At 49.6% G+C, this 20072-nt stretch carries 16 protein-coding genes; 4 read left to right on the top strand and 12 right to left on the bottom strand.

From position 1 onward, the window contains the following. Window positions 1-3: 3 nt before the first annotated feature. The 7 genes from DQG23_RS02195 to DQG23_RS02165 form a co-directional block, all read right to left on the bottom strand. Window positions 4-891 (bottom strand): carbohydrate ABC transporter permease, encoded by an 888-nt coding sequence (locus DQG23_RS02195; protein WP_113029142.1) that lies wholly within the window; start codon window positions 889-891, stop codon window positions 4-6. A 35-nt stretch (window positions 892-926) separates the two neighbouring features. Beyond that, entirely contained in the window at window positions 927-1823 is an 897-nt protein-coding gene (locus tag DQG23_RS02190) for a carbohydrate ABC transporter permease (protein ID WP_113029141.1), read from the bottom strand. A gap of 12 nt (window positions 1824-1835) precedes the next feature. Then, window positions 1836-4799: an extracellular solute-binding protein gene (locus tag DQG23_RS02185; RefSeq protein ID WP_113029140.1), complete on the bottom strand. Its 2964-nt coding sequence runs from the start codon at window positions 4797-4799 to the stop codon at window positions 1836-1838. A gap of 180 nt (window positions 4800-4979) precedes the next feature. After that, window positions 4980-5858: an AraC family transcriptional regulator gene (locus tag DQG23_RS02180; protein ID WP_113029139.1), complete on the bottom strand. Its 879-nt coding sequence runs from the start codon at window positions 5856-5858 to the stop codon at window positions 4980-4982. A gap of 143 nt (window positions 5859-6001) precedes the next feature. Beyond that, window positions 6002-6688, bottom strand: a complete 687-nt coding sequence (locus DQG23_RS02175; protein WP_113029138.1) for a YceI family protein — start codon at window positions 6686-6688, stop codon at window positions 6002-6004. 122 nt (window positions 6689-6810) lie between these two features. Beyond that, a complete protein-coding gene (locus tag DQG23_RS02170; protein WP_113029137.1) occupies window positions 6811-7656 on the bottom strand; it encodes a M56 family metallopeptidase in 846 nt (281 codons plus the stop codon). A 3-nt stretch (window positions 7657-7659) separates the two neighbouring features. After that, complete coding sequence (locus DQG23_RS02165) at window positions 7660-8070, bottom strand: BlaI/MecI/CopY family transcriptional regulator (protein WP_113029136.1); 411 nt, start codon at window positions 8068-8070, stop codon at window positions 7660-7662. Window positions 8071-8303: 233 nt separating this feature from the next. On the opposite strand from DQG23_RS02165, the gene DQG23_RS02160 reads away from it, so the two are divergent. Beyond that, window positions 8304-9395 (top strand): glycosyltransferase, encoded by a 1092-nt coding sequence (locus DQG23_RS02160; protein WP_113029135.1) that lies wholly within the window; start codon window positions 8304-8306, stop codon window positions 9393-9395. Here the strand turns inward: DQG23_RS02160 and DQG23_RS43675 are convergent. Both DQG23_RS43675 and DQG23_RS02150 read right to left on the bottom strand, forming a co-directional pair. Continuing rightward, complete coding sequence (locus DQG23_RS43675; RefSeq protein ID WP_113029134.1) at window positions 9387-9641, bottom strand: DUF4269 domain-containing protein; 255 nt, start codon at window positions 9639-9641, stop codon at window positions 9387-9389. The two genes, DQG23_RS02160 and DQG23_RS43675, sit on opposite strands and share 9 nt — an antisense overlap. A gap of 171 nt (window positions 9642-9812) precedes the next feature. After that, complete coding sequence (locus DQG23_RS02150) at window positions 9813-10433, bottom strand: TetR/AcrR family transcriptional regulator (protein WP_113029133.1); 621 nt, start codon at window positions 10431-10433, stop codon at window positions 9813-9815. A 185-nt stretch (window positions 10434-10618) separates the two neighbouring features. On the opposite strand from DQG23_RS02150, the gene DQG23_RS02145 reads away from it, so the two are divergent. From DQG23_RS02145 to DQG23_RS02135, 3 genes are all read left to right on the top strand, one after another. After that, a complete protein-coding gene (locus DQG23_RS02145) occupies window positions 10619-11188 on the top strand; it encodes a hypothetical protein (protein WP_113029132.1) in 570 nt (189 codons plus the stop codon). An 86-nt stretch (window positions 11189-11274) separates the two neighbouring features. Beyond that, complete coding sequence (locus tag DQG23_RS02140) at window positions 11275-11817, top strand: GNAT family N-acetyltransferase (RefSeq protein WP_337589380.1); 543 nt, start codon at window positions 11275-11277, stop codon at window positions 11815-11817. A gap of 200 nt (window positions 11818-12017) precedes the next feature. Beyond that, window positions 12018-12896, top strand: coding sequence for a helix-turn-helix transcriptional regulator (locus DQG23_RS02135; protein ID WP_146762235.1), 879 nt, complete (start codon window positions 12018-12020; stop codon window positions 12894-12896). Between the two features lie 90 nt (window positions 12897-12986). Here DQG23_RS02135 and DQG23_RS02130 read toward each other — a convergent pair whose 3' ends face one another. The 3 genes from DQG23_RS02130 to DQG23_RS02120 form a co-directional block, all read right to left on the bottom strand. After that, entirely contained in the window at window positions 12987-17066 is a 4080-nt protein-coding gene (locus DQG23_RS02130) for a carbohydrate binding domain-containing protein (RefSeq protein WP_113029129.1), read from the bottom strand. 343 nt (window positions 17067-17409) lie between these two features. After that, window positions 17410-18600: an iron-containing alcohol dehydrogenase gene (locus DQG23_RS02125; protein WP_113029128.1), complete on the bottom strand. Its 1191-nt coding sequence runs from the start codon at window positions 18598-18600 to the stop codon at window positions 17410-17412. Between the two features lie 25 nt (window positions 18601-18625). Then, window positions 18626-20056 carry an aldehyde dehydrogenase family protein gene (locus DQG23_RS02120; protein ID WP_113029127.1) on the bottom strand — a complete coding sequence of 477 codons (1431 nt, stop codon included), beginning with the start codon at window positions 20054-20056 and terminating at the stop codon, window positions 18626-18628. Between the last annotated feature and the right edge of the window lie 16 nt (window positions 20057-20072).

Genomic DNA, 20072 nt, shown 5'->3' with positions numbered 1-20072 from the left:
TCCTTATCCCTTGATTCCTGAATGAGTCATCGTCTCCATCACTCTGGCCTGCATGGTCATGAAAATAACAATGGTAGGAATGACCATCAGAAAGGTCGCTGCCGCAACCGCCCCAGCACGCCCGATATTCATCGTCGCCGGTCCGCCTGCTATCGTTTGCAAGGCAAGCGGGAGCGTTTTCATCGTCTGACTGGTTAGAAAAATGAGTGCGGAGAAATAATCGTTCCAATTCGTTACGAAAGAGAATACCACCAAAGTCGACCATGCCGGCGTTAATGCGGGCATAACCACTTTCCAGAAAATACGCCATTCCCTTGCCCCGTCCATACGCGCCGACTCGAGAAGCTCGTTCGGAAACTGCTCCGTAAATTGCTTCATTAAGAAAAAATTGTAGGCCACCGCAATATTCGGAAGAATAAGCGCCCAATACGTGTTTATCAAGCCAAGCTCATTCACGACCATATATCGGGATATTTGCGTGACATGCGGGGAGAACATCAACGCGGCGATAATCAGACTGAACAACGTCTTTGATCCCGGAGGACTGTGCTTGACCATGCCGTATGCGCCCATTGAGCAGACTAGAACCGTACAGCATACCGTAACTGAAGTGACCAGCACGCTATTGAACACGTATCGTGCAAACGGGATCGTAGAGCTGCCGAGTGAAATGACGAGATTTCTGAAATTATCAAGCGTAGGCTTCATGACAAAATATCTCGGCGGGAAAAGAAACAGTTCATCGAACGGCTTAAAAGCCGTACTAACGACAAAGATAAGCGGCAAAGCGCAGAAAACGACAAGCGCCAGCATAAAGATGTACAACAGTATCCAGCCGGGGCTGATCCTGAAATACCGCCGAGGAATTTTGGTCATTAAAGCTGTTTTCATCTTGACAGCCCCCTCCGATTTTTCTGACAATCCGCCTAGAGCTCCTTAGTGCCTAATAAACGAAATACTAAACGTCCAAGTAAAAACGTCATCACGAACAGGACCATAGCAATTGCCGAAGCATACCCCATTTGAAAACGAATGAACGCATAATCATACAGATGCGCCACAATCGTATGTCCCGCATAATTGGGGCTGGGCAAGCCCGCAAACGATACGGCGATGTCGAATACGCCAAAAGACACGACAATCGAATTAATAGCGCCAAACAGCAGCTGCGGCTTCATGAGAGGCAGCGTCAAATAAATAAGCTGCTGAAACTTGTTCCTGATGCCGTCCAACGCACCGGCTTCATAATAATCCTTGTTAATGTTCTGCAGCCCTGCGAGGAATACAAGAAATCCCGTACCCATACTCATCCAGACCGAAATCAGCATAATGACGCCAAGAATATAATCGGGATCGATGTTCCAACCGATGGGGCTGTTTATAAAACCAAACTTGATCAACAAATTGTTGACATAGCCGTACCGGTCGGAAGAGAAAAAGATCAGCCACACCGAGCCCATCGCAACTCCGGCGGTAATCGACGGCGCATAAAAGGCCAGTGCGAAAGCATTCCTCATCTTCAGCTGGTCGATGACCCAAGCAGCGACAAAGGACATGATGTATCCGATCGGACCTGTAATAAAAGCAAAAATCATTGTAGTACTGAGCGCTTTCAAAAAGATCCGGTCATCCATAAATAACAGCTTGTAATTGGTAATCCCGATCCATCGCGGCGGTTGCAGCATGTTGTAATTGGTGAAGCTGGTGCCGAACGCAACCAAAACAGGAATGATAATGAATAAAGTAAACAGCAGGACGAAAGGAAGCAGAAACAAATAGCCGGTCCTGTGTTTGCGCAAAAACAACCCTATTTGATTCCCCATACTTTCGTCTCCTTACTTAGTCTCATGATAGCCGCCATATTCTTCCTGTTTCATCCGGAGCTCACGATTGATTTCCTTTACCGACTTTTCCAGCGAGTCCCGCACATTCGCATTGTCGACAACAACCGAGTTCCACGCGTTATAGACATATCTTCCCGTGTAGTAACCTCCCAAAACAATCGGCGTCTCCTTCGCCCATTTCCATTGCTCCCGGATTACCTCAAGATCTTGTCTGCGCCACGACAGGTTGGAGAAAGCCTCCACATTAGCGGTGTTCCACCTCGCTTCAACCCCGATCAGCGCCTCCAGCTCCCGGGCAAATGAAGTTTGAACGGATGTGCTCATCCACCATTTGAGAAATTCCCATGATTCCTCCGGATGCTTGCTCTGCTTCATAATAATCGCGCTTTGGCCGGCAAGGGCGCCGGTCGCCCGATCAACGGCACCGTCGCTTCGCCGTGTTCCCGGTATCGGAGCGATTCCCCACCGCCCGGCAAGCTCAGGTGCTGCAACGGAAAGCTGCAGATAGGTGGCAAAGGTACCGACTCCTAGAGGCATTTCGCCCGAGCGCATCCGATTGTAGAAGTCCGCTGCCAAAGGCACTCCGTAATTTGTGAATAAATCCGTATATTCCTGGAAAGCTCTGAACGCTTCCGGGGTATCAAGACCGGAACGTTTGCCGTCCGCAGTGTAGAACGATCCGCCATGCTGGAATAAAAACGGCGTAAAATCATTCGGGTAATAAAACTGCAATCCATTCTGATGCAAAGCCGGAAGCGCATAGGCATAAAGCTCTTCGCGGGTATCCGGCAGCTTGATTCCTAACTCCTCTACAATATCTTTGCGGTAAAACATAACGGAAAAATCCATCGTTTCAGGCAGGGCGTAAACCCCTTCCCGATATTTGTAAGGAATCATAATATTCGGAAGGAATTGCTTGATCGTTTCATCAAAATCGTCGAATGCCGACAAGTCGTATACGGCATCCCGAATAGCAAATTCGACGGGCGAGGATGAATCTACGCCGAGTCCGACATCCGGCGCTTTGCCTGACGCAATGGATAACATAAGCGCATTCACGCTGCCTGCTTCCAACTGATTGGCCGGGAGCACATTGACATTAACTGCGATACCCGTCTTCGGGGTGAACTCTTCGTCGGCCATTTCCTTAATGATTTCCGCCCATTCCATCCCTCTGGCTATCCATACATTGATCGTGCTTTTGATTGATGTATCCGCTTTCATAACACTGCCGACATTATCGTAATCCTTCTGAAAGGAAAGCAGGAAATTGGCTACGCTGTACCGAAGCCTCTGAAAGAAACCGGACTGCTCATCTTTCCAAGACTCGGAAGGTCCTCCCGCCTTTATATAATCGATCAAGAGGGGTTGAGTCTGCATACTCGTATACCAGCTTCCCAGGCTGTTCTGAGCATTGTATAAATCATTCATATTGCTTGCAATACTGAACGGCTTATCGATCATATGCGACAGCTGACTCTGGATGGTCAGCAAATTATTCGCCATCGCAGGCACTTTGTCCGCCATTCCTTTAATCCGATCATATTTTTGCTGTAAACTGTGAATGAGCGTTTCCATATTCGTTTTTAAGGCGGGTATCGTCGTGAAAAATTCATAATCGTAGTTGGTGTCGGGTTTACTGCCCGCAATTTTGATAATGTCACGAATCATTTCGGATAGGAGTAAGCTGTCTTCATTTAGCGATTGCAGGATCGGGGTAAGCGGTCCCATCTTGACGGTCATCGTCAAGCGATGGACGCCTTTGGTCAGATGGAACTGGTAGGGATTTCCGCTCTCATCCTGCAGGGTGTGGAGTCGCCATTTGCTGTCATAGTTGAACGAATACGATTGCAGCTCCCGGAAAGGAACGATCCCGTCGATTTCAATCTGTCGATGGGAAGGCAATCCGTCGTTCCAAGTCTGCTTCTGGCGGATTCCGATTTTGTAAAGCCCGTCTTCTGGAGCCGTAAACTCCCAAGTTATCGATTGATTGCCTTTTCTCCAACGCCAGCCGCCGATAACATTCAGCTTGCGGTTCTTGTAGGAGGACGGGCTGACCTGCGGATCGCCATCGCTTTCCCGGCGGATCGTCGGATCGCTTTTTTCCACAGCTTGAAGCTCGGCTTCAAATTGCAGCGATTCGGTTGCGGGCTTCAAGGCAGCCTTCCCGTATTGTTCTTTCACTTCCTCATATGCCGGTACGATTTGTGCGGGCGCTAACGCCATATAAGCGACGGCCATCGGTTGATCGACGTACTCGAGGCGAATCGTATGCCTGCCTGGCTTCAAATAAATCCGGAAGGGTTCGTCATACATGCCCGAGTCATCGGACAGCCGCATGGTCGACCAGCCTGGCATTTCAACCTGGCCGGGTCTAATCTCATCTCCCAAACTGTTGACTACCACTTCGCCCTGATCCTTCCACTTACGCGGGAAAACGATACTGGACGCTTCCAAGAAAGGCACAACCCCGTCAACCGTTAGCGATCTCTTTGCCGAATTACCCGATCCCGGCAGCAAGTAATAAGCCATTTCAATGTTATACAGCCCTTCTGCAGTTACGGTAAAATCCCATTCCGTCCAGGCCGTTTCCTCTTCCCACATGATCACAGGCGCGCTTTCGCCGCCGACTTGCCGCTCCAGCTTCAGCTTGCCGCCGTCCGCCGCCCTTGCATGCTCAGCTTCCGCTCTTACTGCCGTTCCATTCGCAGGCTTATAGCCTTGACTATCGTATTCTTCCGAAAGAGCCGAGTAATAGGGATACTTCAAAAATCTCACATATTCATCCGCCGTCTGCTCACTGCCGTAACTAAACTTTTCTTTCAGCGGCACGCCTGCAGCAATGTTTGAGGCCATGCCGGACTCATTGTCCAAATCTCTGCCCGACGCCCCGGTTGTAGGCAGTACGGTAAGCACACACAGCAATACCGCCGCTAGTTTAAACGTTTTTCTCATGCTTTCCCTCCCCGCTCTCCCGGTACTTGACGGTCATCTATGGAAATTCATTCGAAATGAAGGATTGTTAGGCGCCTTACCCTACTTTTATTATAAAGAGCGACCGCATGTCTGTATCTATCGATATCTTTACATCCTGTCCGGATCTGCACTTTTTCTCAATACAAAAATCCCCGCGATTTACGCGGGGTCAAAACTTTTCACGACCGGCATCCATATCTCGCTGCGGTAGGCCGGCGATGTCATATCTTGATGCTCATGCCACAAGAGCTCAGGTCCTTCCGCCAACTCGTAACCAGACGATGGGAACCATTCCGAGTAGATGCGTCCCCACACATTTTGCAAGGTATCCGGAAAGGGGCCAACGGCCTCGAACACGGCCCACGTCGATGCCCGAACGTCAAGCTGTCTCAAATCATCCGGACAGTCCTTGGTAGTTGCGACACCAATATAGTGATCGAGCTCCCCTTTTTCCTCCATCCTGCCTTCGGAGAAATTCGCAGATGCGCTAATGATCCCCTTAGGTTCGGCATCGGAAAGCTCCTTTAACGTTTTGATCGTTTCGGCATTCAGGCTTTTCGCCATGGAAGCAATTTCCGGGTTCACCCCGTTGAAAATGATCGGCACTCTTTTCATAATGCCGACGATACGGAATGCCTCTTTCTCAACAATACGAACGTTCATTTCATTTCCTCCTTTGATTGTCAACTGAAAAGTCATTCGCGGATAAGATTTCAGATATTTTCCGCTATGTCTGGCTTCGGAAGGCGTTACGCCGTGCATCGACTGAAACGCCCTGGAGAAGGAATCCGGCGAGTTATACCCGTATTTGACCGCCACATCGATGATCTTTTTATCGCCATTGACGAGCTCCAAAGCCGAAAGCGTCAATCGTCTGCGGCGAATGTACTCCGAAAGCGGTACGCCCGATAAGAAGGAAAACATTCTTTTGAAGTGATATTCCGAACAATAAGCGCGCTTTGCCACTTCCTCAAAGTCGATTTCATTCGTAAGGTTTTCCTCGATATAACGTAAGGCATCGTTCATTTTTTCGAGCATCGTATCCCTCCTCAACATTAGGATAGCAGGTATTCGAATCGGTTACCCGTCATTTCGTGCACCGTTATGCGGGGTATCCGAACAAGACGAAGAAGCAAGAAAAACGCCGCTCCCCATTACCGGGAAGCAGCGCGCGTTCATCGCTATGCTTGTTTCTTATTCAAATTGAGCCGAAGCTGCACGGTTACGTCGTTCTGCGTATCCAGCATGACCGTATGAGGATTTTTCATACCGAAATCGTTGAAGGTGACAACCGTGCTGCCTTCCATTTTAAAAGCCCCTTGGGTGTATAACGCCTCGGTTTCGAACGAAACGTCCTTCGAAATGCCCTTGACGGTAAGCGTCCCCTTCATCGTAAAAGCGGCTTTCGCACCTTCGTTCCATTCCTTCGGGAAGTTCTCGAACGATTTAACCGTGAACGTCGCTTCCGGATTGGCCTCAGCGTTCAAATAGTCCGCACCTTTGACATGTCCGTCGCGCTGAGAGTTGCCCGACTGCAGCGCGTTCACATCGACGACGCCTTGGCCGCTCATTTTCGTAAGATCGCCCGTATCGATCGTCCAATCCCCCTTCACGGTCGCCCCTTCGAAATTGACGGTCTCTTTAGAAGTCGTTACGGAAAAATATACTTTCGAATCCGGCTGTATGCTCCAATCGCCGTTTAACTTGGCCGCTTCTACGGCTGCCGTACCGGTCTGTACAGAGGCGTCCGCAGGGATGACCTCCTGAATCGTAACATGATTGCCGGCATAATAATCGTACGCCGCGTATCCGCCGCCCGCCAATACTACAAGAGCTCCCAAGGAAATCGCCGCTTTTTTGATATTCACTAATGATTCCTCCCAAAAGTGTATGTTAGTCTTGTCCACATGAATTCGCTGTAGATGGGGTTGTTGTATCAGCCTCCTAATCAAGATACACTACATTGAGTAGTGTTAGTTGTTAAAAAAAATTACAGGAGCTCGCTGATAAACAAAACCGATAATATCGCGACCACCTGCAACGAAAACATCGTTCTTTTGACCGGGAGCTTGAAAGAGAACTCGGCCTGCGGATCGATCAAACATTTGATTCGATAATTGATTGATGAATCCGCAAAGGACGCGTAAGTAAACGAATAACGCACGGTCCGGTTTCTACGCATGAGCTTCAGCAAAGCGCTGCCCAGACTCTCTGCGGATCCCATCTCTTCAATCGCGCTGGAATCGGCGAGAACTTCCCTTGCAGCGGTGTATTGCTTGCGGGTCCACTTCAGAATAGGAACATACCAAAGAACGGATGAACATACGACCAGAACGAATGCTTTGAGCGGATCCCTATGCTTCATATGAAAAATCTCATGCCGGAGCAGCGCTTCAAGCTCGCCGGAGTCCAGCAGCTGCAGCAGCCCGGTGGATACTACGATCTTCGGGCGGATGAAACGCATCGTCAGCGCGATCGGCTCCGGATGGGTAACGACAATAATGCCGTCTCTTCCTTCGTTATACGTTTCGTTCAAGGCCGCCGTAAGCGCCTCGTCTTTGAGCGATGACATTTTTCTATAGGTGCGGCTGCATAAATAAAGTTGTTTGCCTACGAGCCAAATGACAAGAAAAGGCGTCGACACGACTAAAATATCGAGTACCAAAGCCATCCACGGTATACCAAGCGATTGCAGCAAGCTTGTGCATTGCTGAAAAACGTTACGAACGGCAACGCCGGAAAGCTTCTCGGTCACGTATAGTCCCATTTGTACCAAAATAAACAGCGAAATAATCGCACTCGAGAAAAACAGAATCTTCGATCTCCGTTTCCACATCGGCTATCTTCCTTCTTTGAGCGCTTTTATTTTTTGCTCCAGCTTCTCCAGCAGCTCCGGATCGGCCTCGTCTAACCCGTCCAGCATGTGGGAGACGACCAGCGGTCCGAAATCCTCCACGAGGTTGTGCGAAATTTCCTTCGACTGGTTTTCGAGAAAACGCTCCTTCGATTCCAAAGTCCGATAAAACGACGTTCTTCCCTTGACGGTTTTGGTAAGAACCCCTTTGTCGATCAGACGGTTCATCACGGTCATCACGGTGTTGAAATTCAAATCCTTGTCCTTCCCCAGCCTCGTTTGAACGTCCTTAATGGACAAATCGGGCACAGCCCAAAGGATGTCCATGATTTGAGCCTCCAGCGGTCCAAAAAACAACTCGAGGCCGCGATGGTTAAACGTAAACTTTTTTTTCATTCCGCACTCACCTTTCACTACAAATTGTAGTGTAACGAGGACGGGAAGTCAACATGCTTTCCGCTTCACCTAGTATAAAAGGCTTCCCTGAGCGTTAGCTTAAACGAATCTTAAAATAACATTAATTTGCTGACAAAAATTGTTTTTCTCGCAGTCTAGTCACTAGCAAAATCGACGGAATATATAAATAGGAACGAAAAGCATGTACTTGCCGTGGGAAAGGATTGGTAATCTTGAAGATTTTGATGCTTGTTTACCGGTTGAACGTCGGCGGAACCGAAAAATATATGATCAACCTGGCATGGGCCTTAATGAGACTCGGAATCCGAGTCGAAATCGCGACCTCCGGCGGACCGTTAGTCCAGACATGCCGCCGACAAGGAATTCCGGTTCATCTGCTATCCGGATTTTCTAAAGGCAGCTCCGTTTCCAAACTGTCCCGGTTGATCGCGGCAAGAGGATATCATTTGCTGCATGCAAACGATTCGCTAAGCTATCAGTTGGTCGCATCTGTGCACAGCCGCCGCAAAATCCCGGTTGTTCTGACGGTTCACGGCCGCTACCACAATAAGCCTGCATTGCGGAGAGCGGCAAAAATCGCAAGACGAATCATCGTCGTTACGCCGAACTTGTCGGCTTGGGTTCGAGCGTTGCACCTCCCCGTTCATAAAGCCGTCCAAATCCCGCTAGGCGTTCGTACCGATCTGTTTCGTCCGCTCAATCAGACCTCGTGCAGAAAAAAGCTGGGTCTCCCGTTATCGGGAAGTTTGCTTGCTTATGCCAGCCGATTCGCCAAAGACAAATATCCGGTGGCGAAAAAAGTCATTTTGGCAAGCGAAAAAATCGCCAAAATTTCACCGAAATTTATCGCGGTTTTAGCCGGTCCGGGGATGTATCGCAAACGCTTGTCGCTTCTCGCCGCGCAAGTCAATCGGCGCATCGGAAGGAAGGCCGTTATTGTGCGTCCTCCGATCACGCAAATATGGCAATTGTACGGGGCTGCAAATGCGGTCGTAGGTACGGGTACGGTAGCCAACGAAGCGATGGCATGCGGCAAACCGCTTATTGCTGCGGGAGCCAAAAGTTATTTCGGCATCGTGCAAAAATCGAACCTGTCTCATGCGATGCATCATCAATTCGGCGATCATGGCGGCAACCGGCCTGTAACGGTCGGTCATCTGGCGAGAGACGCCGAGCGCGTGCTAAACGCACCGGGTTGGAGTGTTGAACTAGGTAAAATGGGACGCAACATCACGCTGCACCGCTTTTCGGCAATCAAAATCGCCTCGCAGATCCGCAAGCTTTACCTCGGCTGCTTACGTTAATCGGTCTGCTGCAGAAGGAGAACAGTTTCCCTGCACGCCTATTTTATCGCCAATCATGAGCAGTTCATCGTAAGGATCGCCAACCAATCCGAACACTTGGGCGAAGGCAGGCTCCGTTTTGATTCCTGCTTCTTTCAAGCGGATGATCTCAGCCCTTAGATGGGGATACGTTTCCAAAAGATGAGGATAACATCGGATAAATCGTTCATGATGTTTAAATCGGAAATGGCTTTGTGGGCGCGGCATTGAATATCATTGCCCGCAAGTAAGTAGGATATCGTCTCAAACATACGCTTCCCTCCGCTTTTATTAACATTGAAGAGCAGCTTCCGGAATGCCGGGGCTGCTTTTGACTTTACTTAATGAACATGGCCATGCTCCAACGTATTACGCAGCGAAACGGCTAGCTTGAACTAGCTATTCGCTTCCCGTGATCTTCTGCCGGTCTTGAATCCTTCCGGCTATTCCATAGAAAAACAATTCGATCAACGGATCGATACTCCGGGTTATGCGATCCTCGTTATCCGCTTCCCAGTGGCGGCCTAACTCATTTTTGAACATGGTGAAGTAAATCATCGCTTTCTCTTCCGTCAGATCCAGGCGAATATATCCCTCCCGCTTCCCGACCTCGACAAACTTCATGAAAAACCGCTTTACCTTGTCCTCCGTGTAGCTTTCAAGCATTTGCGCCAATTCGCCGAATTCGGATGCCGAAATGTTTGGCAGCTCATCCGATAGCGTCTTAACGTTACTGGCTTCAAGCAGCATGATTTTCTTCGTTTTCTCAACAAAAGCAAGCTCGGAATCGAGAATGCTCTCATACTTCTCCAATTGCTTGTCCATCCAATTCAGCAGCATTTCGGCATAAAGCCGTTCCTTGGTTCCGAAGTAGTTATAGATCGTGGCCGGCGACACGTTCGCCATTTTGGCGATTTCATTCACGCTGACCTTGTGAAAGCCGTATTTGAAAAACAGCTGTATGGATACGCTGAATATTTGTTCGATTTTTATATGCTTCCTTCGTTCAAAGCCGTTCATCTTTTCCACCTCATTTGAAGTGTAGCTCAAAGTTTAGAGTAATTCAATGATTTGAGTATAAAACTATTGAACTTACAATCGGAAAAGTTATAATAATTATGTAGTGTAACGATACATTTACTATATAATTAAACCGCAGCATAGCCGTGTACCGTTCCCTAAATACCGACTAGGAGTGAGAAAAAATGAAACAACTGAGGATTCCGCCGTTCTTGCATGATGTTTTTGGTGAAAGGGAGCATAGCGGAGCTATTTTAGCCATTTTGCTTTTTGGCGGACTGCTTACCGGCTGTTTGTATGGGATGTACCCGGAGATTACCGACAATTTGCCGGTATGGCGGAGCGCTCTGGCGTCGCTGCTCATTTTCGATATTTTCTCGGGCTGCATCGCGAATTTTACGGTATCAACCAGCAATTTTTATGCGGCGCGCAAAAAGAACCGAATCGTCTTCATCGCCATCCACGTTCATATCGTGCTAGTAGCTGCCTTAGTAAACACATCGATTTGGCACTCGATTGCGGTATGGGCTTTTACGATTCTAGGAGCATTTATCGTGAACGCGCTTATCGGCAAACGCTCGCAGCGATTCGTCGCAGGTTTGCTTCTGTCCGCAGGACTAGGCTGTATTCCATTACTTCCGGATATTCAGCCATTTATGTTGATCGTTTGCCAGTTGTTCATGCTTAAGGTGTTGTTCAGCTTCGCCGTCGATCATTATGGCTATGCAAACAACAGAACAGGTGTCCCCTCATGAGCGACAGGTATAAATTATGTAAACTTACAAAGACGGACAAACCCTTATTTATAACTTTAATGAGCAAGGCTTTTGCCCGGGATCCCTTGTTTCAACATGCATTCGGCGATCCGGAGACGGACTTCAAAGCACGAGATAGAATCACTGCTTTTCTTTCCTTTATGTTCGATAAAAGCCTTACGCTGAATGAAGAAATATGGGGCTATTTTGAAAATGAAAGCTTGAAAGGCGCTTACGCGGCTGAAAGGCCGCAAGCGGGAAGGATTCGTTATTGGGAAGGCGTTCGACTCATTTGGCGGCTGATTCCTTTATGTTTGCGGCTGCCCGGAAAAACGCTGATTTTCCTTAACGATTACATGCGGGTCACCAGAAACGCAGCCCCTTCGCTGCCGCATCACTACCTCATCATGATCGGCGTCGATCCGAACGCCCAGGGCCGAGGAATCGGCAAAGCGCTGTTAACGCATCTGTTTTGCTTGGCGGAGTCGGACCATCGCTCGCAAGGAATCGCTCTGGATACGGAGAACGAGGAGAATGTCGTGTTGTATCGGAGATTCGGCTTTACGTTAAACCGTGAGACGGAAATCGGGAGTTTGCCCGTTTATTGTTTGTTTTATCGCAAAAAATAACACTGTCGTCATGGCGCTTCTTCCATCTCGAGCAAAAGCTTGTATTGCCAATCTCGTTCTTGGGCAGTCCGCCCCGTCTTCGCCGGCTTACAGAAGCTTCACGATTCATTTCCAATAACGCGAATCCGCTCCGGTGCATGTTATAATGAAGGCATCAACAAGATCAGTCATCTCACATTTCCGATTAGGAGAGGTTGCATTTGACTACAGATCTTCGGGTTATGCATATGACCGACATCGAACCTCATGTAAGGTTTATTAACTTATTCAAGTTTTACCCCGGTCAAACCTACGGACCGCGAATGATCTATGATCATCAGTTTTTATATATTTTCGATGGAACCGGCGACATTGAAATTGACGGCACCGCTTACCGTGCAGCGCCAGGAGATCTTTTCTTTTATGGTCCCAAGGTCGTTCATCGTATCGCTTCCGACAGCAAAAATCCGTTCACGCTTTCCGGTATTCATTTTGACTTTATTAGCGGCTTCCAACATATGAACTTCCCTATCGGTCCTTTGAATCTTCCTTTTTTCGATTCCTCGCTCGTCAAAACGGGTAAAGTGTCCTTCGTCGATTTTGACGGCTTTCTCCCTCACATCAATGTTTTGCCGGAAGCGCGAATCGGTCAATATTTGCGGGAAATCGTAGGCGAATTCCGAAACGGATTGCTGTATAATCAAACGTATTTGAACGGCTTGTTTACCGCTTGGCTCATGCTGGTTGCCCGCATAACAAAGAGCAGAGACGCCTCCCTGCCCCTCAGAAACGGTCTCGTACAAGAAATTCTCGAGTATATCCAAACCAGGTACAATGAACCGATAACCTATGAACGACTTGGAAGCGAATTTCACTTCAACCCCATTTACTTAAATAAGCTTATTCAATTGCATACCGGAACCTCCTTGCACCAGCATATCATTAACTTGCGGATACAAAAATCGTTAGACTTGCTGTTAACCTCGTCCATGACGGTCAAGGAAATTTCCAGTCATATCGGCTACGATAATGTCGCTTACTTTACACGACTATTCAAAAAGAAAACAAAGTATACGCCGCAGCAAATTAGAGGACGTTAAGGACTTAAAAATGCCTCCTGCCGCTTGCTTGCGGCATGGAGGCAGCTTTGAGGCAGCATCGAAATCAGATTGTCAACAACAATTCTAGTCCTATATTGCCCCCTCTTCCATTAGCTCCAATTCATCCACCCATGCCGGACCATCTGCAATCTGATCCATTTTGAAATAAACCCAAATCGTTTTCGCTTGCGGCAGCGCCGTAACCTTAACTTGAACCTTTGTCCAGTCGCTGTTTTTAGCCGCTTCCGTCCATGTGTAGGTTAAGCTGCTTCCGTTCTCGTTCGCCTGTCTGATTCCCAAAGCTACGGAACCTGTCGTCGCACTGTTTTTGACCCATCCCGTAAGCGTATAAGTATGACCGGGTATAACCGCAATCCCCCGCGGCGGAGCCGTATTAATGGTGTTCCACGCGTTATTCGCATCGGGACTAAGCTTAACGGAATATTGTCCGTTGTGGACGACCGCTTGATCCCGAACCCCAGCGCCCGTATACCACCCGTCCGGTCTGCCGTCGGTTCCCAATTTTTCAAAACTGCCGTTGTATACAGGGTTTGTGCTGACCGTAATCGAAAGCGGAAGCGTTAAATAAGTCACATTTCCGACTTTCGCTTCTACCTTTATTCCATAAACGCCTTCGGTTACCGTTGCGGGTATATACACGGAGCCTGTAACCGTCTTTTTTTCCTTAGCAGCAAGCGCAACGGAAGAATCAAGCGTCATCGCTATCCCGTTCGGAACTTGCCCTATCAAATCTACCGATATCGGATTGGCCGAAGCGTTCGTCAACTCGATCGAAAAAGGGTAGTGCCCCGCTTGATTAGCATAAATACTGTCCGGTGTCAGCTTACCGTCCAGTACGGCGGTGATTGCAGTCAAAGACAAATCATCCACCCAAGCCGAGCCGTTCGCCGTCTGGTTCAGCTTGAAATATACGCTAGCCCCTACAGCGTTCGCGCGTGCAGTGAAGGTAACCTCCACCTTCGTCCACTCGCCGCTTTTCTCCGCTTCCTCCCATGAGTAAACGATGGAGTTGCCGGCTGCGTCGATTTGTCTGACCCCCAATGCGACCGATCCTTCCGTTGCCTCCGTTTTGACCCATCCCGTCAACGTATATTTCGTTCCGGGTTCCACTGGAAATTGTTTGGCGGCGTTTGTGTTCAGTACATTAAAGCTATTGTTCGGATCCGGATTCAATCTTGCGGAAGACAAGCCGCTATGGGAAACGTTCCGATCCCAAACGCCGCTTCTCAGCTCCCACCCGGCCGGTGAGGCCGAGCCGGACGCCTTCTGTTCGAATCCGCCGTTATAAACGGCATTCGTATTGATCAGAACGGAAAACGGGAGAGTCGCATGTCTGACGCCTGCCGAAGAGGCTTCGATGGCAACAGCATATTCGCCGTCCTCCGACGTCTCGGAAACCGTCAAAATACCTTGAACGGTTTTATTTTCATGCCCTGCCAGTACGACAGATGGTGCGAGATCAATCGAAAAGCCTTCCGCTGTTGTGTGCTGCAGATCGAGCACAAGCGGTTGATCGGATGCGTTTGTCAGTTCCAGGGCGAACGGATAAGAGCCTGCGTTAGTAATATCCATTCGATCCGGCGTCAGCCTGGCAGTAAGCATCGGCGAAACCGTAAACGCCGTTTCCGCGGGCACTTGGACGGCCGTTCCTTTATAATCGAAGGCTAGTGTAGCTTTTACGACATACTCGCCCTGCTGTCCGGCAATTGGTATAACCGGTTTCTCTGCATGGGCAAAGCTCTGGCCTTTGACGATTTTCCCAAGCTGCTTTACGGTCGGAGGCAGACCCAGCGCTTCCGGGTATTCGATGCGAAGCTCCGCATTTCGGATCGCTTTATCGCCTATATTTTGACCTGTTACGTTCAATGCCAACTCATCGCCCGGCAGCAAAGGCAATCCCGCAATTTGCACGTTAAGCTGCGCCATCGATTGTAAGATCGGAAGAAGACTGGAATACGCAAAGTCAAGCAAATCGTTTATTTGCGCTCTTTTCCCTTGAAGCTCAGTATCGGTTTTTTGGGTCACCCACTCTCGCAATTTCTCGATATTGTCTATCGCTTTTTCAGCTTTTTTGACGGTTTTTCCGCCATCGGTTTGCGCGCTTTCCAGCTCTTCTTTTACTTTCAGCAGCTCTGCTGCTAATTTCTGCGATTTCTTCTTCCACTGTTGGCTGGCGAGAAGCTCCGATGCGCTTTCCCACTCGCCGATCGCTTGCTGAACTCCGTTCAAATAAGGCGTTATCCGGTACACTAGCGTTTCCTCGGGCCCTAGGTCGATGTTCAGCACTTCCTCCCAACTGCCCGTCCGCTTTGGTTGACCGCCATACGCGAGCTCAACCGTATTCCCCGCTTGCGGGAGCGGAATTGCCGCGGTTTTCGCGGATTTTGTTACATTTAAAGCGATGACGTATTGCTCCAACCCTTTGTTGTATACGCCCCATTGCACGTCGCTGCCTGCGTGGCCGTCCGTCTTGGAGCCGCTTGTCGCCAGATCGGCGATCAAAGCCAGTTCGCTTTTAAACTTTACTAGCCCTGGCCATAGCTCGGATTCCTTCAGCTTCCAGCCCGGATCGTTATAGGCATAAAACCCGAGCCCCTTGCTCCCGGCCAGGAGAGACTGATACGCCATATTGCGGACTTGCTCGATTGTCGGAAGATAGTTCCATACGGTTTCCGGAAGCCGAAACATTTGCAGGATCGTCCAAATAGGCTTCGCATTGTCCACGGCTGCCACGGCGTCTCTTACCCCGTCGCCGACGATGGAAATCGGCTGCATGTAGTCCTTTGCGTACGGGTATCGGTCGGTAACCAATATATCCGTCGCTTGTCCTGTGGAAGAGTATGCGTATGGAGCCGCTTCCACCATATAAGTCGGATGAATCGGATCTAATGAACGCACCAGCTTGTATGCGTCCAGAAGCTCTTGCTGCGGAATGCCGTTTCCGACAGGTTCATCCATAATCATATAACCGAGCACGGCTGGATGAGACTTGAAACGGTTTACAATACGTTCCGTCAGGTCGTAATTTTCCTTAACTTTCATGTCCTTGTACAGCGGAACCAGCACCTTCAGTCCGTTCGCATGCGCCGAGTCGAACCAGCTCTGCATGGTGTCCAGATTGGAGCTGGCGACGCCCTGTACGGTATTGACGCCAATGGCGCTTAATTCGGCAAAGTCCGTCCGTTCGACATGGTATGCGATGAACGGAAAGAACGGTTCGCCGTTCTCGATTACCGGTCCGTTCTGCGGAATCGCCGCCGGTCGTTCCCACCTGTAAATCGTCTTCTCCTGTCGCTCCAGCTCCAGTCCGTTCTCATCCTTAAGTACTGCCGTCACAAAATACGGCTTCCGCAGCTCCATCGACAAAGGGTCGAACGAAGCGTTAAGCTCCGCAGCGGCAGCTATACCCTCCTGATGAAACAACGTCCCCTCATCCTCGTCACGGATCGAGAGATCCACCTTTTTGCCTGCATATACGCCGTTCACCGGATCCAAAGCGATTTTGACAACACCTTCGGACATCTCGGGATAAAAGTAGACATGATTCGTACCGAGTACGAGCTGCTGCTTGTCCTTCGTCTTTACGACCGAAACGTCGTCGAAATGTACGGTCCCCGTCCCGCAAAGACGCAGGTAAACGTACATATACCGTGAAGCGGATGGCGCTTGAATTTCATATTTCATCTCATGCCACTGTCCGTCCAGCTTCGATTGCGGCTCGGCATGGACAAATCCTTCCACCCAATTCTCCACCGTTTTCTCCAGACCTTTATAAAACTCCACTTTATAGCAGACATTCCCGCTATCCAGAAAGGCCCGAAACCAGGACGTCACGTCATATGTAGCGCCCTCCTCTACCGGAACAGGTGTCGCCACCCATGGACTATTGTTAATAGCCGTTTGAATGGAAATACCATAAATATCCGTTCGGGCAGCTTCCGGCACAGCTTTAATGGATTCATTCCAAACGTTCCAGTAAACCGACCACTTTTCGGGAGCGATCCCGGACGTATTCTCAAAACCGGCATTTTCAACAAGATTTCCGGTCAGCGCCGCTGCTGCCGGTTTTGGGACCCATACGGCAATAAGTTGGAAGATTAAACAGCAGGCAAGCATGAAGGCGAACCACGATTTTTTTCGCAAACTCATTCTATCACCCTTCCCATGTTTGAAAGCGCTTATAAATTTCAGTAATCGATTTCTTAACAGATTGCTGTATCCTCCCCCTTTTTCACTCGACTCTTATTCTATTGAGCACCTATAGAGAGCAATTGGACAACCGTCCAATAGAGAAAAGTATAGCAATATTTTTGACGATAATAATTGCACAAACCAAATCAAACCTTGCACATTCCGCATCATCAACGGTTAGCTCGAAAGCGGCGGCCGGCGATCGGCATATCCTAATCGACTTAGCCTCCATCCTTTTTGCAACGTCAAAAAGGATGAAGCGTCATGAACGACGTCCATCCTTTCGAAATCTTATTGCGAATCAGTACTCGTGCCCCGGCTTCCCTTCCCATGCATTTATGTAAATGCGCCGAATGTCGTCCAGCGTGTACGGCATGGGACTGCGTGCCAATAACCGCGTTTGTTTAATCGCGTCCTGTGACAACCGCTCGATGTCTTCTCTTCGAATGCCGAAGTCCTGAAGCGAAAGCGAAAGCCCGATTTCACGGATCATTTCTCGGAAGGAGGTAACCGCCGTTAGCGCCGCTTTTCGTTTCGTCAAGCCGCTGCTTGGCACGCCGAGCGCTTCCGTCATCATCAGCATTTTTTCATGACTGCATGCCGGCCAGATGAAGTCGAACACATAAGGAAGCAGCAGCGCGTTTGATTCGCCATGCGAAATTTTGAACAAGCCGCCCAAAGGGTAGGCAAGTGCATGAACGCCGGCAACGCCGGCATTATAAAAGCTTAGACCGGCAAGCAAGCTGCCGTACGACATCTCTCTTCTCGCGCTTTTGTCCGAACCGTGCAGAACGGCCGTATGAATGTTTGAACTAATTTTTCTGATCGCTTCCAAAGCAAGCGTATCCGTAATAGGCGAAGCATTGACGGAAAAAAAAGCCTCCGCAGCGTGCGTTAATGCATCCACTCCCGTAGCGGCGGTAATTTTAGGCGGAAGCGAGTAAGTAAGCTCCGGATCGACGATCGCAATATCCGCCAATAAGTACGGATGCGTCAAAACATCCTTCGTCGATTCCAAAGAAAAGACGGCGATATCGGTCACTTCCGCTCCCGTACCGGATGTAGTCGGTATTAATATTTTGGGCAGCCCTTTGCCGGATAGCTTCTTCTTCCCCGTTAAGTTCAAGTAATCCGCAATGGACCCGTCATGCTTGCTCAGCACAGCCGCCGCTTTCGTAATGTCCAAGCAGCTGCCTCCGCCGATCCCGATCACAAGCTCCGCTTGACTGTCCCGCAGCGCTGCAACGGCTTTATCGCCGACGGGAATAGGCGGTTCCGGTTGTATATCGCTGTAAATGGTATAGTCCACCTTGCCTTCATCAAGAATCCGGGTTAACGAATCGAGAATGCCGGCTTTCAGTACGCCCGGGTCGGCAAAGATCATCGTTTTCGATACGCCCAAGGCAGCGATCTCTTCCGGCAGCCGCGACAAGCTGCCCGTTCCGGTAATGATTTTAATCGGCGATACAAACGTTTTTATTTCACGTTCCATGGCTTTGGCCTCCCATTTGGTTGAGCTAGATTTGATAACGAAGACTGATCATTTTCAAGTCGGTCATTTCTTCCACCGCATATTTGACGCCTTCCCGTCCATATCCCGAATCTTTCAGACCGCCATACGGCATATGATCAAAGCGGATGCTCGGCGTATCGTTAACCAGCACTTGCCCGACTTCCAGCTCCGTGCTCATTTGCATCGCCTGCTTCAGATCGTTCGTAAATACGCCGGCATTCAGCCCGTATCGGCTCCGGTTCATTAATGATACGGCTTCCTGACTATCCGCAACGCTTTGCACGACGGCCACCGGACCGAAAACCTCTTTGCACGAAATATTCATGTCAGGCGAAACCCCGGACAACAAAGCGGGAGTCAGGATTCCATCCTTCACGACACCCCCTGCAATTAATTCGGCTCCGTTCGCCACCGCTTCATCGATCCAGGAACATATCCGGTTAAGCGATTTGGCATTGATCAGCGAACTGACGACCGTCCGTTCATCCAGTGGGTCGCCGACAGGAATACGTTCAACCTCATCTTTATACATGCGCAGGAACTCCGAGTATAGTTCCTGATGCACATAGATTCGCTGCGTGCTAATGCACACTTGGCCGCTGTATGCGAATGCCCCGATCGCCGCTTGCTTCGCAATCGACAACAGCTGATCGCAGACGGACTTGTCGATGTACATCGCGGAGTTGCTGCCGAGCTCCAGGGTTACTTTTTTCAAGCCGGCCATGCTTTTAATGGCAATCCCGACCTCAGGGCTGCCGGTAAACGATATTTTCCGGACTCGCTCATCGTCGAGCAGCACCTTGCCGAGAGCAGGCCCTTCGCCAGGCACGATACTAATTGCCCCCTGAGGCGCCCCCGCTTCCGTAAGCAGCTCCGCCAGAAAAAATGCAGACAGCGGCGTTTGCTCCGCCGGCTTCACGACAATGCTGTTTCCGGCGGCCAAAGCCGGCCCGACTTTATGAACCAGGAGATTTAACGGGAAGTTAAAAGGCGTGATGGCACCCACTACGCCGATCGGCTGACGTATCGTAAACGCGTATCGCCCTTCGCCGCCGACGGCCGCATCCATGGGAATATGCTCGCCGCAAATACGTTTCGCTTCCTCCGCCGAAAAAAGCAAGGTTTGAATCGCCCGATCGACCTCCGACCTCGCAGCGCTTATCGGCTTTGCCGCTTCCCCGCTTATTATGCGAGCTGCCTCCTCCTTTCTCTGTTTATACAGCTCGGCCGTCCGATATAAAATTTCCGAACGGCGATGTGCAGGAAGGCTCTTCATGCGCTGGAAGCCCTCTTGTGCGGAAGCAATCGCACTCCGCATCTCCTCCGGCGACGAAAGCGCAATATTCGCTATTTTCGCTCCGGAGTATGGATTAAATAACTCGTAGTATCGGCCGGCCTCGGCTTCTTGGCCATTTAAAAAAATCCCCTTGTTCATCAAACACGCATCCTCC

This window comes from Paenibacillus contaminans (genome assembly GCF_003285015.1).
Taxonomy (GTDB): domain Bacteria; phylum Bacillota; class Bacilli; order Paenibacillales; family NBRC-103111; genus Paenibacillus_V; species Paenibacillus_V contaminans.
The sequence above is the reverse complement of the archived record's forward strand: the minus strand, read 5'-3'. Positions and strand labels throughout refer to the sequence as shown.